The sequence below is a fragment of the Nonomuraea sp. NPDC050786 genome, from assembly GCF_040654115.1.
Lineage (GTDB): Bacteria > Actinomycetota > Actinomycetes > Streptosporangiales > Streptosporangiaceae > Nonomuraea.
Map to the genome: position 1 here is coordinate 51,939 of NZ_JBFAHJ010000028.1, position 14,131 is coordinate 66,069.

9 protein-coding genes are annotated in these 14,131 nt (G+C 72.6%); 5 read left to right on the top strand and 4 right to left on the bottom strand.

The window, feature by feature from the left end:
* Positions 1-61: 61 nt before the first annotated feature.
* From AB0H84_RS38590 to AB0H84_RS38600, 3 genes are all read right to left on the bottom strand, one after another.
* On the bottom strand, positions 62-922 hold the full coding sequence (locus AB0H84_RS38590) for an ABC transporter permease (protein WP_357615986.1): 861 nt from the start codon (positions 920-922) through the stop codon (positions 62-64).
* Positions 919-1,848, bottom strand: coding sequence for an ABC transporter permease (locus AB0H84_RS38595; RefSeq protein ID WP_357615989.1), 930 nt, complete (start codon positions 1,846-1,848; stop codon positions 919-921). Before AB0H84_RS38595 ends, AB0H84_RS38590 begins: the two co-directional genes overlap by 4 nt.
* 76 nt (positions 1,849-1,924) lie before the next feature.
* Positions 1,925-2,974, bottom strand: coding sequence for a LacI family DNA-binding transcriptional regulator (locus AB0H84_RS38600; protein ID WP_357615992.1), 1,050 nt, complete (start codon positions 2,972-2,974; stop codon positions 1,925-1,927).
* A 185-nt stretch (positions 2,975-3,159) separates the two neighbouring features.
* Between AB0H84_RS38600 and AB0H84_RS38605 the strand changes: the two genes are divergently transcribed.
* Genes AB0H84_RS38605 through AB0H84_RS38625 form a run of 5 tightly spaced genes read left to right on the top strand, consistent with a single transcriptional unit; the run spans position 3,160 to position 11,570 of the window.
* Positions 3,160-4,128 carry a dihydrodipicolinate synthase family protein gene (locus AB0H84_RS38605; RefSeq protein ID WP_357615995.1) on the top strand — a complete coding sequence of 323 codons (969 nt, stop codon included), beginning with the start codon at positions 3,160-3,162 and terminating at the stop codon, positions 4,126-4,128.
* Positions 4,129-4,154: 26 nt separating this feature from the next.
* Positions 4,155-6,257 (top strand): exo-alpha-sialidase, encoded by a 2,103-nt coding sequence (locus tag AB0H84_RS38610; protein WP_357615997.1) that lies wholly within the window; start codon positions 4,155-4,157, stop codon positions 6,255-6,257.
* Entirely contained in the window at positions 6,254-8,125 is a 1,872-nt protein-coding gene (locus tag AB0H84_RS38615; protein ID WP_357616000.1) for a beta-L-arabinofuranosidase domain-containing protein, read from the top strand. The genes AB0H84_RS38610 and AB0H84_RS38615 overlap by 4 nt, the downstream gene beginning before the upstream one ends.
* Entirely contained in the window at positions 8,122-9,969 is a 1,848-nt protein-coding gene (locus AB0H84_RS38620; RefSeq protein WP_357616003.1) for a trehalase family glycosidase, read from the top strand. The genes AB0H84_RS38615 and AB0H84_RS38620 overlap by 4 nt, the downstream gene beginning before the upstream one ends.
* A complete protein-coding gene (locus AB0H84_RS38625; RefSeq protein WP_357616007.1) occupies positions 9,966-11,570 on the top strand; it encodes an FAD-dependent oxidoreductase in 1,605 nt (534 codons plus the stop codon). The genes AB0H84_RS38620 and AB0H84_RS38625 overlap by 4 nt, the downstream gene beginning before the upstream one ends.
* A 6-nt stretch (positions 11,571-11,576) precedes the next feature.
* On the opposite strand, the gene AB0H84_RS38630 is transcribed toward AB0H84_RS38625, so the two are convergent.
* Positions 11,577-14,123, bottom strand: a complete 2,547-nt coding sequence (locus AB0H84_RS38630) for a polysaccharide lyase family 8 super-sandwich domain-containing protein (RefSeq protein ID WP_357616010.1) — start codon at positions 14,121-14,123, stop codon at positions 11,577-11,579.
* Between the last annotated feature and the right edge of the window lie 8 nt (positions 14,124-14,131).

Below are 14,131 nucleotides of genomic sequence, written 5' to 3' on the forward strand. Positions count from 1 at the left end.
TGACGTCTTCCCGCCTTCCGGGGGTGCTTGTGAGGGGAAGGGAGGTCAGCCGGCCGGCGGCTCACCTCAGGTGTCCGCGTCCGTACCGGGCGGTGAGCTGGTCACCGAGGATCCCGATGTTGATGATCAACAGCGACAGCGCGACGCCGGGCAGAGTCGAGATCCACCAGGCACTTTCGAGGTACTGCTTTCCGTTCGCGATGGTCTGGCCCCAGGAGACCGCCGAGTTGGGCAGGCCGATGCCGAGGAAGCTGAGCCCGGCCTCGGCCAGCACGACGAGAGCGAACTCCAGCGTCGCCAGGGCGACCACCGGACCGGCCGTGAGCGGCAGGATGTGCCGCAGCAGGATGGCGACCGGCCGCACGCCGAGCACCCGGGCCGCGTCGATCCAGGGCCGCTCCCGTATCGACAGGGCGACCCCGCGGGTGACCCGCGCGAACGAGATCCAGGCCGTCGCGGAGAGCGCGGTCACCACCACCAGGACGCTGCGCTCGAAGGCGCCCGCGATCACGATGGCCAGCAGGATCGCGGGGAACGCGAGCAGGATGTCGATGCCGCGGGCGAGCACGGTGTCCAGCCAGCCGCCCACGTAGCCGGCGACGACGCCGATGGCCACGCCGACGACGCACGAGACGACGACCGTCGACACACCGATGATCATCGAGGTGCGGGCGCCGTAGACGACCTGGGCGAGCACGTCACGGCCGAGGGCGTCGGTGCCGAGCCAGGCGATCCCCCCGGACGCGAGCCGTGATCCCGGGCTGAGCAGCCGGTCGTCGAGAGCGACGCGCACCGGGTTGTACTTGATGAGCAGCGGGCCCAGCCCGCCGACCACGACGTACAGGGCGAGGACGGCGTAGGGGATCCGGCTCGGCCACCGCCGGGACCCGGCACGCCCGCGGACGGGAGCGAGGGCCGTCATGCCGCACCGTCCAGCTTGATACGCGGATCGAGCTGGGAGTAGAGCAGGTCGGCGACGAGGTTGAAGAGCATCACGATGCCCGCGATCAGGAAGACGGCCGCCTGCACGACCGCGTAGTCGCGGTTGGAGACCGCGTCCACGACCAGCGTCCCGAGCCCGGGCCAGGCGAAGACGTTCTCGACCACGACCGCACCGCCCATCAGGCCGCCCATGTGCAGCCCCACGACGGTCACCACGGGGATGAGCGAGTTGCGCAGCGCGTGGCCGACCAGCACCTGCTGCTCGGTCAGGCCCTTGGAGCGGGCCGTGCGGATGTACGGCTCGCGCATCGTCTCCGCGACGCTGGTCCTGGTCAGGCGGGCCACGATGGCGGTGAACGGCAGGGCCAGCGTGACCGCCGGCAGCACCAGGTGCGCGGGCGTGCCCGCCCCCGCACTGGGCAGCAGGCGTAAGGCCAGCGCGAAGACGAGGATCAGCATGATGCCCACCCAGAAGGTGGGGAACGACTGCAGGGCGATGGTGCCCGCGGTGACCAGCCGATCGACGGCGCCGCCCGGGCGGCCGCCTGCCAGCAGCCCCAGCACGAGGCCGAGGCAGACGGCGATGAGCGTGGAGGCGAGCATCAGATCGGCGGTCGCGGGCAGGCGCTCGACCACCTCCGACATCGCCGGCCGATCGAACCGGTAGGAGTCGCCGAAACGCAACTGGGCGACGTCGCCGAGATAGCTGAGGTACTGGGTGAGCACCGGCCGGTCGAGCCCGAGTTTCGCGGTGAGCCCGGCGACCTGTTCCTGGCCGGCGTCCGGGCCCAGCAGGATCGTCGCCGGATCGCCCGGGGCGACCCGGACGACGAGGAAGATGAGTGAGGCGGCTCCCCACATCACCAGCACACCCACGAGCAGCCGCTTGGCGATGACCCTGATCATGCGGGCCGCCCCGCGGCGGCGGACGGGGGTAACCGGGTGGCGGGCGGCAGGCACGCCACGTCGGGGGCGGGGTTGGTCACTGCTCTCTCCTTGGTGGGGCCACGGTCGTGCCCGGCATGAGGGGGCACTCGACGTTCTCTCTGCGGGCGTCCGGCTCGGGCGTCTCCAGCAGCCGCACCAGCAGGTGGGTGGCCTGCCGGCCCATCTCCTCACGGGGGACCGCCAGGCCGGTCCACGGCGTGTCGGTACGGCGGGCGCCGGTGGAGTCACCCAGGACGACGACGCTCAGGTCGCCCGGGACCGACATCCCGTCCCGCTGCGCGCACGCCAGGAGCTCCTCCGCCAGGAGGACCTGCTCCGCCACCACCGCGGTGATCCCGCCGTGCCGGATCTCCGCCAGCAGGCCCGCCACGTCGTCGGGGGACTCCAGCGTCCACACCGGGCCCGTGAGCCGCCTGGCTTCGCCGGCGGGCATCGCCCGCCGGAATCCCTTCTCCCGGTCCCGGCTGGGCTGGGCGTCGCCGTCCCCGATCCGGGCGTACGCGACGCGCCTGTGCCCGAGCTCGAAGAGCCGCTCTGTGAGCTGCTGGGTCGCTCCGGCGTAGTCGGCCGCCACATAGGAGACCGGCGCTCCGGACACCTCCCGGTGTCCTACGTAGACGAACGGGAAACCGGTGTCGCGCAGCCGTTCGATCTCCTCGACGTTGGGGTCGCGCCCGAGCAGCAGCGCGCCGTCCGCCAGCGACAGCCGCGTCGACCCGTCGCGGAACACCTGACGCTCGCCGCCGGCGCTGGTGAACAGCAGCAGGTCGTAGCCGAGTTCGGCGGCCGCCTGCTCCATGCCGAGCAGGAACGGGAAGTAGAAGTCGACGCTGGTCGTGGGGAAGACCGGCTCGAAGGTGTGCACTCCGATGATCTTGTTCTGGCCGCCGGCAAGTGACCTCGCCGAGGCGTTGGCGACGTAGCCCCACTCGCGCATCGCGGCCAGCACGCGCTCCCGGGTCGTGGGGCTGATCCGGACATCCGAGTCGCGCTCGTTCAGCACGAGCGAGACGGTGGCCTGGCTGACCCCCGCGAGGCGCGCGATGTCGGCCTGGGTCGGCCTCCGCACCGGTCCGCGACTCATCCGGGCCTCCTGCTAATGCGCCTAACGAGATGAATGCACAGTTTGGCTTTCCCTCCCGTGAGGTGTCAATGGAGCTGGGCAAGATTGTGCGCGCCAAACGGAACAGAAATGCTAATACCTATTAGCCTCTGGACTCCCCGGATTGATCGCCGGTACCGTCCGGATCACTCGCCGAGGGAGGTGCCATGGCCACCGTCATCGACCGCTCCGACCATCCGGTCACCGGGCTGGTCATCCCGCTCGTCACCGCGCTCGACCGGCGCGGTCGCCCCGACCCGCCGGCCGTCCGGCCGCTGCTGGCCCACCTCGCGGCCGGCGGCGTCACCACGCTGATGCTGGCCGGCACCAACGGCGAGGGCCCGCTGCTGACCCCGGACGAGGTCCGGGGGTACGCGGCGGAGGTGTCGGCCATGTGGCGCGAGCTGGCCGGAGCGTCCGCCCGGATCATGGTCGGCGCGACAGGCGCGGGCACCCGCGAGACCCTGCGGCGCATCGAGTGCCTGGCCGGCCTCGACCTGGCCGCCGTGGTGGTGCTCGCGCCGACCTACTTCCGGCACACCGAACGGGAGCTGCGCGCGCATTTCCGCGACGCCGCCCACCACGGCCGGCCCGTGGTGATCTACAACAGTCCCGGGTACACCGGTAACCCCATCCCCGTGTCCGTGGTGCGCCGCCTGCTCGACGAGCCGGCCGTCATCGGCTTGAAGGACAGCTCGGGCGACGCAGCCCTGTTCGGGCAGTTCTGCGCCCTGGCCCGGGAACGGCCCGGTTTCCAGGTGGCCCAGGGCGCGGAGCGGCAGCTCGCCGAGGGGCTGCGCCTGGGGGCCGCCGGGCTGGTGCCGGGCGTGGGCATGCTCGCGCCTGCTCTGTGCGCCGGGCTGTTCAGGGCGGCCCGCGACGGAGACCACGCCGCCGCCGGCGCGCTGCAGCACGACGTGGACCGGCTGGCCGCGCTCTTCGGCATCCGGCCGGGAGCCAGCGGGGTGGTCGTGATGAAGACCGCGCTCCACCTGCTGGGGCTCTGCCCGCCGCACGCGGCGGCGCCGTTCCTGCCGCTCGACGACACCGAGCTCGCCGCGCTGCGTACCGCGCTGGCCCCGTTGCACGACCTCGTACGGCCGGCCGCGCTGCCGGCAGCACGTCAATCCCCCTGAACCGGCCCTCGCCCCAGGAGAGTCGCATGACCATGCCCATCAGCCGGCGGACGTTCGCCCTCGGGCTCGCCGCAGGCGCCGCCGCGACCGCCTTCCCCTCCCCCGCGGCGGCCTCCCCCACAGCGGACACCACTGCCGGAGCCGCGCCGTTCTTCGCGGAGACCACCTTGTGGGACACCGCCGTGGACCCGCTGGCCAGCTACCACGTGTACGGCCTGGCCGTCCTGCCCGACGACACGATCCTGGCCTGCACCGAGGGCCGGCACGAGAACTGCGACGCCGGACCGCACGACCTGCTCGTCCGCCGCAGCACCGACAAGGGCCAGACCTGGAGCGCGTCCCAGGCGGTGGCGCTCGCCGACGCCGGCCAGTGCTGGTCCAACCCCACCTTCGTGGTGGACCGGGTGACGGGCGAGGTCTTCCTGTTCCACGGGAACTGCGTGCGGCTGCCGGAGAACACCAGCTGCTCCGCCGACTCCAGCACCTTCCACGTCATCTCCAGCACGGACGGCGGCCTCACCTGGGGCGAGCGGCGCGACCTGACCGGCCTCTTCGACCACTTCCCGTACAACTGGGCGATGCACGGCCCGGGGCCGGGTCACGGCATCCAGCTCGACTCCGGCCGGCTGCTCCTGACCGTCTCCCACCGGACCATCATCACCGGCGTCCCCACAGCCGACCGCCACTACGGCGTCTCGACCGTCTACAGCGACGACCACGGCCGCACCTGGCAGGCCGGCGGCGAGGTGCCGATGGGCGAGGGCTACCCCGTCGTCGGAGAGGCCCGGCTGGTGCAGCGCGCGGACGACAGGGTGGTGATGAACAGCCGGCCCGGTTCGGGCAACGACTGGCCCCGCGACACCGCGGTCAGCGATGACGGCGGCCTGACCTGGTCGCCGCCCAGGATGGACTTCAGCCCCGGCCTCTTCAACGGCGTCGACAGCAGCCTCGTCCGCTACACCGGCGGGCCGGGCAGCCAGAACGTCAACCGCGTGCTGTTCAGCCGGCCGGACGCGCCGATGCGCTGGAACATGACCGTCGCGGTGAGCTACGACGAAGGCTACTCCTTCAGGTACGGCCGGTCGGTCAACCCGGGCCGCGGGTACTACTCGGACCTGGCGTCGCTGTCGGACGGCACCATCGTGCTCCTGTACGGCTGCGACGGCGACCTCGACGGCACCCCGCGCCGCGTGGCCGCCGCCCGCTTCAACCTGGAGTGGCTGACGCGCGGCCGCGACAGCCTGGCCACCGGCCCCAGCCTGACCGAGAGCACACACGACCTGGGTGTCCCGGCAGTGCGCGCCCGCCGGTCAGGCGGACGGGTGTCGGTGGTGCTCGAGGCCACCGCGCGCGGCGGCGCCCGCGCGCTCTTCCTGCCCGCCGCGACCGGCGACTACATCGAGTACCCCTTCACCGTCGCCCAGGACGGTACGCACGAATTATGGCTGCGCTACTACCGGTCAGCCGGCGGGGGTCTCATGACGGTGACCGTGGACGGGAAGAAGCCCCGCACCTCCACGGTGGACCTGACGGCCTTCCGCGGCGACGGCTACGACGTCGCCCTGCTGGGCCGGATGTCGCTTCGGGCCGGCCAGCACACCATCCGCTTCACGCTGGCCGGCCCCGGCCGGGGCGGCGGCACGACCATCTCGCTCGACCAGCTGAGCCTCATCCAGGCATCCGCGTCACCGGACGTCCGAGAGGAGGTCACCGTCGACAACGGCGGGCTCGGCTTCGAGGTCACCGGCACCTGGCCGAACGGCAGAAGCATCCCCGGGTACTACGGTTTCAACTACCTGACGCACGCCAAGGGCACCGGCGCGAACGTGGCGCGGTGGCGGCCGGCCCTCCCGGGCGACGACCGGTACGAGGTGCTCGTCTCCTACACGGCCGACCCCAACCGGGCGACCAACGCCAAGTACGTCGTCCACCACGCCTCAGGCACGACCTCGGTGACCGTCAACCAGCGCAACCGCGGCGTGCCGGACCCCCGCACCGGCGAATGGGTCTCCTTGGGCACCTTCTCCTTCAAGGCCGGCCTCGCCGGATACGTCGAGCTCAGCGACGCGGCCGACGGCTACGTCATCGCCGACGCCGTACGGTTCCGGCGGCAGGCGGCACCCCTGTGACGGCCGTCCCGAGCCCTGCCACCGCGGTGGCCCTGCGCCCGCTCGCCACCAACCGGGTGACCGGCGGGTTCTGGGCCCGCCGGTTGGAGGCCAACCGGGCCGCGATCCCCCTCGGACACGAACGGCTCGTCGAGGCGGGCAGCATCGGCAACCTCCGGATCGCCGCGGGCGAGAGCACGGGCGCGGCCCAGGGAGCGAGCTTCCGCGACTCCGATGTCTACAAATGGCTGGAGGCGGTCGCCTGGGAGTACGCGCGCAGCCCCGACGAAGCGCTGCTGGAGCGGCTGCGCGCCCTCAGCCGGACGATCGCGGCGGCGCAGTGCGACGACGGCTATCTCAACTCCGCCATCCAGCTGCGCGGCGAGGAACGGTACGAGCGGCTGTGGTCGAGCCACGAGCACTACTGCGCCGGCCACCTCTTCCAGGCGGCCGTGGCCGCGGCCCGGGCGACCGGCCAGACGCACCTGCTGGAGGTCGCCACCCGTTTCGCCGACCACCTCGCCGACACCTTCAGCCCCGACCGGCTGGACGGGCACCCCGTCGTGGAGATGGCGCTCGTGGAGCTGTACCGGCAGACGGGTGTGCGCCGCTACCTCGACCTGGCCCGTCACTTCGTCGAAGCCCGCGGGCACGGCCGCGCCACCAAACCGGGCTTCGACCCCTCCCACTACGGCGACCCGGCCCACTACTCCGACCGGCTGCCCGTACGCGAGGCGGCTGCACCGGAGGGGCACGCCGTGCGCGCCGTCTACTTCGCCGCCGGCGCCACTGACGTCGCCATCGAGACCGGCGACGCCGAGCTGCTGGCCGCGGTGCGCCGGCAGTACGACACGATGCGCCGCCGGAAGCAGCACGTCACCGGCGCGGTCGGCTCGCGCTGGGACGGCGAGGCGTTCGGCGAGGCGTACGAGCTGCCGCCCGATCGCGCGTACGCGGAGACCTGCGCCGCGATCGGGACGATGCAGTGGGCGTGGCGGCTGCTGCTGGCCACCGGCGAATCCGCCTACGCCGACCAGATCGAGCTGCTGCTGTACAACGCCCTGCTGCCCGCGGTGTCGCTGGCCGGAGCGGAGTACTTCTACGTCAACACGCTGCACCGGCGGACCGGCGCACGCGGTGACGTGCAGCGGTCACCGGCGCACGGCCGCCGTCCGTGGTTCAACTGCGCCTGCTGCCCGCCCAACGTGATGCGTACGCTGGCCGGCCTCCCCGCGTACCTGGCCACCGGCACGGAGGACGGGCTCCAGGTGCACCTGTACGCCCGCAGCACGCTGACCTCCGGCGGGTTCACCGTGGACGTCGAGACCGAGTACCCGTGGGACGGCCTGGTCACGGTGACCGTACGAGAGGCGCCCCGGCGGGAGGTGGAGCTGGCGCTGCGCGTACCGGACTGGGCCGAGGGCTCCACCGTGGACGGCAAGCCGGTGGCGCCCGGCGGCTACGCCCGCGTCCGGCGGGTGTTCCAGGCCGGCGACCGGGTGGCGCTGCGGATGCCCATGCCCGCCCGGCTCCTGGTGGCCGATGACCGCGTGGACGCGGCGCGCGGGTGCGTCGCCGTCACCCGCGGGCCGCTGGTGTACGCGATCGAGGAGCCCGACCAGCCGTCCGGCGTCGTGCTGGAGGACCTCCGCATCGACCCCACCACGCCGCCGCGGCCCGAACACCGGCCGGACCTGCTCGACGGCGTGACCGTGCTCCGAGCCGCAGGCGTGCTCGCGACGGGGCCCGCCGACTCCCCCTACCGCCCCTACGGGCAGCCGGTCCCGCCGCCGCGTACCACGGACCTCACGCTGATCCCCTACTACGCCTGGGCCAACCGCGGCCCGCACGCCATGCGCGTGTGGATACCGACACAAGGGAACACATGACGAACTACGCCCACGTTCAGGCCTCGCTCGCCCGGGGGTGGAACACCTGGGACACGCGGAGCGTGCTCACCCAGGTGCTCCTCCCCGACGCGCTCGGCCTGTCCCTCGGCCTGAAGGAGTACTACCGGGGCACGTCACTGCGTACGGCGCAGATCGGCCGCCGCACCGAGGGCGCGGAGACCGTCACCCTGGGCCGGCACGCCTACGACGGCAGCTACACCGAGACGGCAGTGACGTGGGCGGGCATCACGATCCGGGTGCAGACCGCGCACGCGGGCGACGACCTGGTGGCGCTGGTGACGCCCACCGCCAACCAGCGCAGGAGCGCGCTGCTGACCGCCGGCGTCGCCTATCTGTGGAACCGGCCCGGCTCCGTCACCCGCGAGGGCGACCGGATCACCGCCGAAGGACCCGACGGAACCGTCCAGGTCTTCTGCACGGCCCCGCACATCGACGACCCCTACGCCGACGTGGACGGGCCGTACCTGGCCATGGAGCTGACCGGCGCCGTCGGGATCAGCACCGGCCGCCCCCGCGACCTGGCGGAGATCGCGGAGATCGTCGCCCGCGCCTCCGACGGGATCGGGGCGGCCGGCACCGACCCCGTGGCGCAGCACCGCGAGATCGTCAGGGACGCCATCTCCTGGAACACGATCTACGAGCCGTCGCGCTCCCGCGTGGTCACGACCGTCAGCCGGTTCTGGAACGTCGGCAAGCGCGGCGGCTACGCCCTGTTCTGCTGGGACGCGTTCTTCAACGCGCTGCTGGCGGCCGTGTCGAGCAAGGAGCTCGCCTACGTCAACACCGTCGAGATGCTCCGGGCGCTGACGCCGGAGGGCTTCGTCCCGAACGTCGAGCAGGGCACCGGCCGCAAGACCTACGACGGGTCCCAGCCTCCGGTGGGCTCGCTGGTGACCCGCGAGCTCTACCGCAGGTTCGGCGACCGGTGGTTCCTGGAGGAGACCTTCGAGCCGCTGCTGTCCTGGAACCGGTGGTGGTGGCGGGTGCGCAGGGACGGCGGCCTGCTCTGCGCCGGGTCGACGTACTTCGACCCCGAGTTCCCCTCGCCGCAGGACATCCCCCGCATCCACCAGCACTTCGGCGCGACCTGCGAGACCGGCTGGGACAACCACCCCGTCTTCGAGGACGTGCCCTTCGACCAGCGCAAGAGCCTGCTCGCCGCGCACGACGTGGGACTGAACAGCCTGTACGCGGCCGACTGCGAGGCGCTGGCCGGCATCGCCGACGTCCTCGGCGACCGGGAGGCCGCGGCGGAGCTGCGCGAACGGCACGCGGCCGTCGTGGCGGCGATGGAGTCGCTGTGGGACGAGCCGAGCGGCCTCTACCGCAGCCGGCGCACCGACACCGGGCTGCCGACCGAGCGGCTGTCCACCATGAGCTTCTACCCCCTGCTGGCCGGGGTCGGCGCGGGGGAACGGACGCGGCGCATGATGTCTTACTTGATGAGCGACGACGGCTTCGGCGGCGCATGGGTGCTGCCGACCTCACCGCGCAGCGAGCCGGTCGACATCGGCGAAGGCAGCTACTGGGCGGGCCGGGCGTGGCCGCCGGTGAACTTCCTCGTCTACCTGGGGCTGCTGCGCGCGGGCGAGCGCGAAGCGGCCGCGTGGCTGGCCGAAGGCAGCTCCCGGCTGGTGCTGAAGGAATGGAACGAGCACCGCCACGTGCACGAGAACTACTCCAGCGTGCACGGCGGCGCCTGCGACAAGCCGAACAGCGAGCCGTTCCAGACCTGGGGCGCGCTGCTGAGCCTCATCGTCCTCATGGAACGCGGCGAGGTCGACTTCTTCGAGAAAAGTTTCTTCGAGAAAGGTGACGCATGACGGGGGCCGAGGCCGATGTGCTGGTGGTCGGGGGCGGGATGGGCGGGGTCGCGGCGGCGCTGGCGGCGCTGCGGCGGGGCCGTAGCGTCGTGCTCACCGAGGAGAGCGACTGGCTGGGCGGGCAGCTCACCAGCCAGGGCGTGCCGCCGGACGAGCATCCGTGGATCGAGCAGTTCGGCGCGACCCGCTCCTACCGCCGACTGCGCGCGGCCATCCGCGATCACTACCGGGCCTGGTACCCGCTGACCAGGCAGTCGCTGGAGGCGCCCGACCTCAACCCGGGGCGCGGCACGGTCAGCAGGCTCTGCTGCGAGCCGCGGGTGGCCGCCGCGGTGCTGGCCGCCATGGTCGGCCCCTATCTCGCGGCCGGGCGGCTGACGATCCGCTACCTGCACCGGCCGGTGGCCGCCGACGTGGACGGCGACCGCGTGACCGGAGTGAGCTTCGCGGGGCCGGACGGAGAGCTGTTCCATGTCCGGGCGCCGTACGTGCTGGACGCCACCGAGCTGGGCGACCTGCTGCCGCTGGCCGGGATCGAGCACGTCACCGGCTTCGAGCCGGCCGCGGAGACCGGCGAGCCCAGCGCGCCCGCGCAGGCCCAGCCGGCGAACATGCAGGCGTTCTCCTGGGTCTTCGCCATCGAGCACCGCGACGGCGAGGACCACACCATCGACCGGCCCAAGGAGTACGCCTTCTGGCGCGACTACCAGCCGCCGTTCTGGCCGGACCGGCTGCTCAGCCTCGTGGCGCCCGACCCGCGCACGCTGGAGCCGAAGCCGCGCACGTTCGTGCCGCACGCCTCCTCGGGGCCGGTCGTCGCCGACCAGAGCCTCGACCCCGGCGACAGGGACCTGTGGGTGTTCCGGCGCGTCCTGTGCCGGGAGGTGTTCGAGCCCGGCTTCGCGGCCAGCGACGTCGTCATCGTCAACTGGCCGCAGATCGACTACCTGCCCGGCCCACTGATCGGGGTCTCCGACGCCGAGCGGGCCCTGCACCTCCAGGGCGCCAGGGAGCAGGCGCTCAGCATGCTCTACTGGCTGCAGACGGAGGCGCCCCGGCCCGACGGCGGCACCGGCTGGCCGGGGCTGCGGCTGCGCCCCGACGTCATGGGCACCGCCGACGGCCTGGCCAAGAGCCCCTACATCCGCGAGTCGCGGCGCATCCGCGCCCGCCGCACGGTCGTGGAGCAGGACCTGTCGCTGGCGGTGCGCGGCGAGCACGGCGCGGTCGCCTACCCCGACACCGTGGGCGTCGGGATGTACCGCATCGACCTGCACCCCTCCACCGGCGGCGACAACTACATCGACGTGGCGAGCTGCCCGTTCCAGATCCCGCTGGGCACGCTGCTGCCCGTGCGCGTGCGCAACGTGCTGGCCGCCGGGAAGAACCTCGGCACCACGCACATCACCAACGGCTGCTACCGCCTGCACCCGGTGGAGTGGAACGCCGGCGAGGCGGCCGGCGCCCTGGCGGCGCACTGCCTGCGGTACGGGCTCGAGCCGGCGCAGGTGCACGAGGACCCGGCCGCGCTCGAGCGGTTCCAGGCCGAGCTGGTCGCCGACGGGTTCGAGCTGGCCTGGCCTCAGGTGCGGGGGTACTGAGCCGCCTCAGCGCAGGGTGGCGGTGAAGGTGCGGCCGTGGGAGTGGCGGGTCGTGGCCTGGACCAGGGTGCCGCCCGGCACGCGCCGTACCGTCACCCCGTCGTCGGCCGCGGCGAGGCGGAGCGGCGCGCCGTGCAGGACCACGCTGACGCGGTCACGCCGCATCGTGGGGTCGGACAGGGCGATGGTCGTGCGCTCGCCGTACCGGACGATGACCGAGGCGGGGCCGTCGACGAGCAGGCGCTCCACCGGGCGGGGGCCGTCGGCGAAGACGTTGGCGGCGACGATCCCGAGGGTCCTGTGCTTGATCGCCTGCACGTGGCGGTCGTTGGCCAGGACGGCGAGCGGCCCGTGCGGGTAGCCGCGCAGGCGGGCCTCGGTCGCGTTCGGGACCAGGGCGTAGGCCAGTGCGGTGAGGTGACCGGTGGCGGGGTGGGTGATGGAGGCGGTGAAGACGTTCTTGGTCACGGCGGTGGCGGGGTTGGACGTGCGCACCACCTGGCGGCTGCGGGTCACCGTCTCCAGCCCGGCCGCGACGGGCTGGCGGGTGAGGAAGGCGTAGCCGATCGCGGTACGCCGGGTGCCGTTGGCGTAGCGCAGCCAGCGCGGCGGCGTGCTGCCGCCCGCCTGCCAGGCCCCGCCGTCCCAGCTCTCGCCGGTGAGCGCGACCGCGTCGCCGGGTGCGGCGATGCGGCTGTCCACGGTGGTCACCGCGTCGCGCCCGCCCTGGCCGGAGACGCCCGCGGCCAGCACCACGATCTCGTCGTCCAGCATGAACCAGGACTTGGTCGCCCGGGCGTTGCGGTAGACGACGAAGTCGTCGGGCAGGATGCCCGCCTGCTTGGCGGTGTAGGCGGCGTCGTCGGACTGGACCATGCCGGCCGCGCCGTACGCGCCGAGCGTCGCGCCGCCGGAGAAGGCGTTGCCGCCGCGGGGGAAGTACACGTAGGTGTTCTGGGACTCCGAGGAGGAGGTGAAGTTGAGCGGGTGCCCCGGGTTCTCGTACCAGAGGCGGCCGTACAGCTCGGGCACCGTCCGCCGCTCCTCCACCGGCGCGGTGATCCCGGCCAGCCGGTACGGCGAGACGGCCGTGTAGTAGTCGACGCCGAAGACCTCGCGCTGGTCCTCGCCCGCGAGGTACAGGTAGTACGCGCCGTCGCCCTGGAACCAGGGCATGAGGTTCTCGCCGCTCATGTACTCGTACTTGCTGATCCGGTCGGAGCTGCGCGCCAGGGCGAAGGCGTAGCCGGGGCGCCGGTGGACCGTCCGGTCCATGGCGTTGAACGCCACGCAGCGCTCGGCCGGATTCAGGTCGGCGGCCGCGATGGCGGAGTCGGCGCGGATGGCCGCGTAGCGGGCGACGCTGACCGGGGAGACGAAGGCCGAGGTGTCGGCGGCCGACAGGAACTTGACGTACTTCTTCAGGGCGAGAGCTGCGGCGCCCTCGACGTGGTCGGCCAGGTCGGCGACGGCCTCCACGATCACCGAGACGTCGGCGTAACCGGTGGTGGTGCGGGAGACCGCCCGCCCCTTGACGATCTCCATCATCCACCCCTCGAAGATCAGCGGGGCGAAGCCGTCGGCGACCCAGCGGTACACCACGCCGGCCAGGTCCTCGGAGGTGCCGCCGCCGGTGGCGCCCTCGAGGGTCTTGAGCGTCTGTACGACGCGGGTGAGCAGGGCCTTGCCGTACGAGCCCGTGTAGGCGACCGAGTGGTGCTGGATGAAGGAGCCGTCGCGGTAGTAGCCGTCGGTGTTGCCGTGCTGGAGGTTGTAGGGGTCGATCGTGGCGAAGACGGTGGCCTGGTCGGAGATGGCCTTGCCGACGCGGGCGTCGTCCCCGGTGAGCGCGCCCTGCACGATCCTGTTGGCGGTGATGTCGGCCAGGTTCGCCCCGGTGTGGAAGCGCGAGTCGAGGTCGACGTCGCCGTCCTTGCCGCTGCGCAGGTAGGCGTCCATCGAGGCGAGGTACGTCGCCGTCAGGTCGGGCCGCTCGTCCCGCACGCGTTCGGCCAGCAGGGCCAGCGTCCTGCTGACGTGGGTGGGGATGCCGATCTCCCAGTTGTGCCAGTTGCCGTAGTAGCCCGCCGCCTGGTCGCCGAAGTAGCGCTCGTGCAGCCACACCAGACCGTCGATGACCCGCCGCTGGGCGGCGGCGTCGCCGTCCAGCGCGCCGCCCGGCGTGCGGGTGGCGAGCGCGATCTCGTACAGGTACTGGTAGGCCAGCCGCAGGTTGACGTCGTCGGTGCCGAGCTTCAATCCGGAGAACAGCTCGCCCTCGCCCGCCTTGTCCATGGCCGCCAGCCGCTGCCTGGCGGTGCCGAGGATCGCCGCGAGCTTGGCGGCGACCTCGGGCCGGGCGTTGACCTCCGGGGTCCCCGCGAAGATCGCCACGGTGTTGGCGATCAGCCGCGCGTGATCGATCCCCGCCGCGGCACGTACGGGAGCGGCCGCGGCGAGCAGGCCGGCGGCGGGGATCAGGGAGAGAACCTGGCGACGGGACATGTGCGGCACGGCGAACTCCAGGCCGTCGGGGGGATATGCCGGGCTCACCCTACATG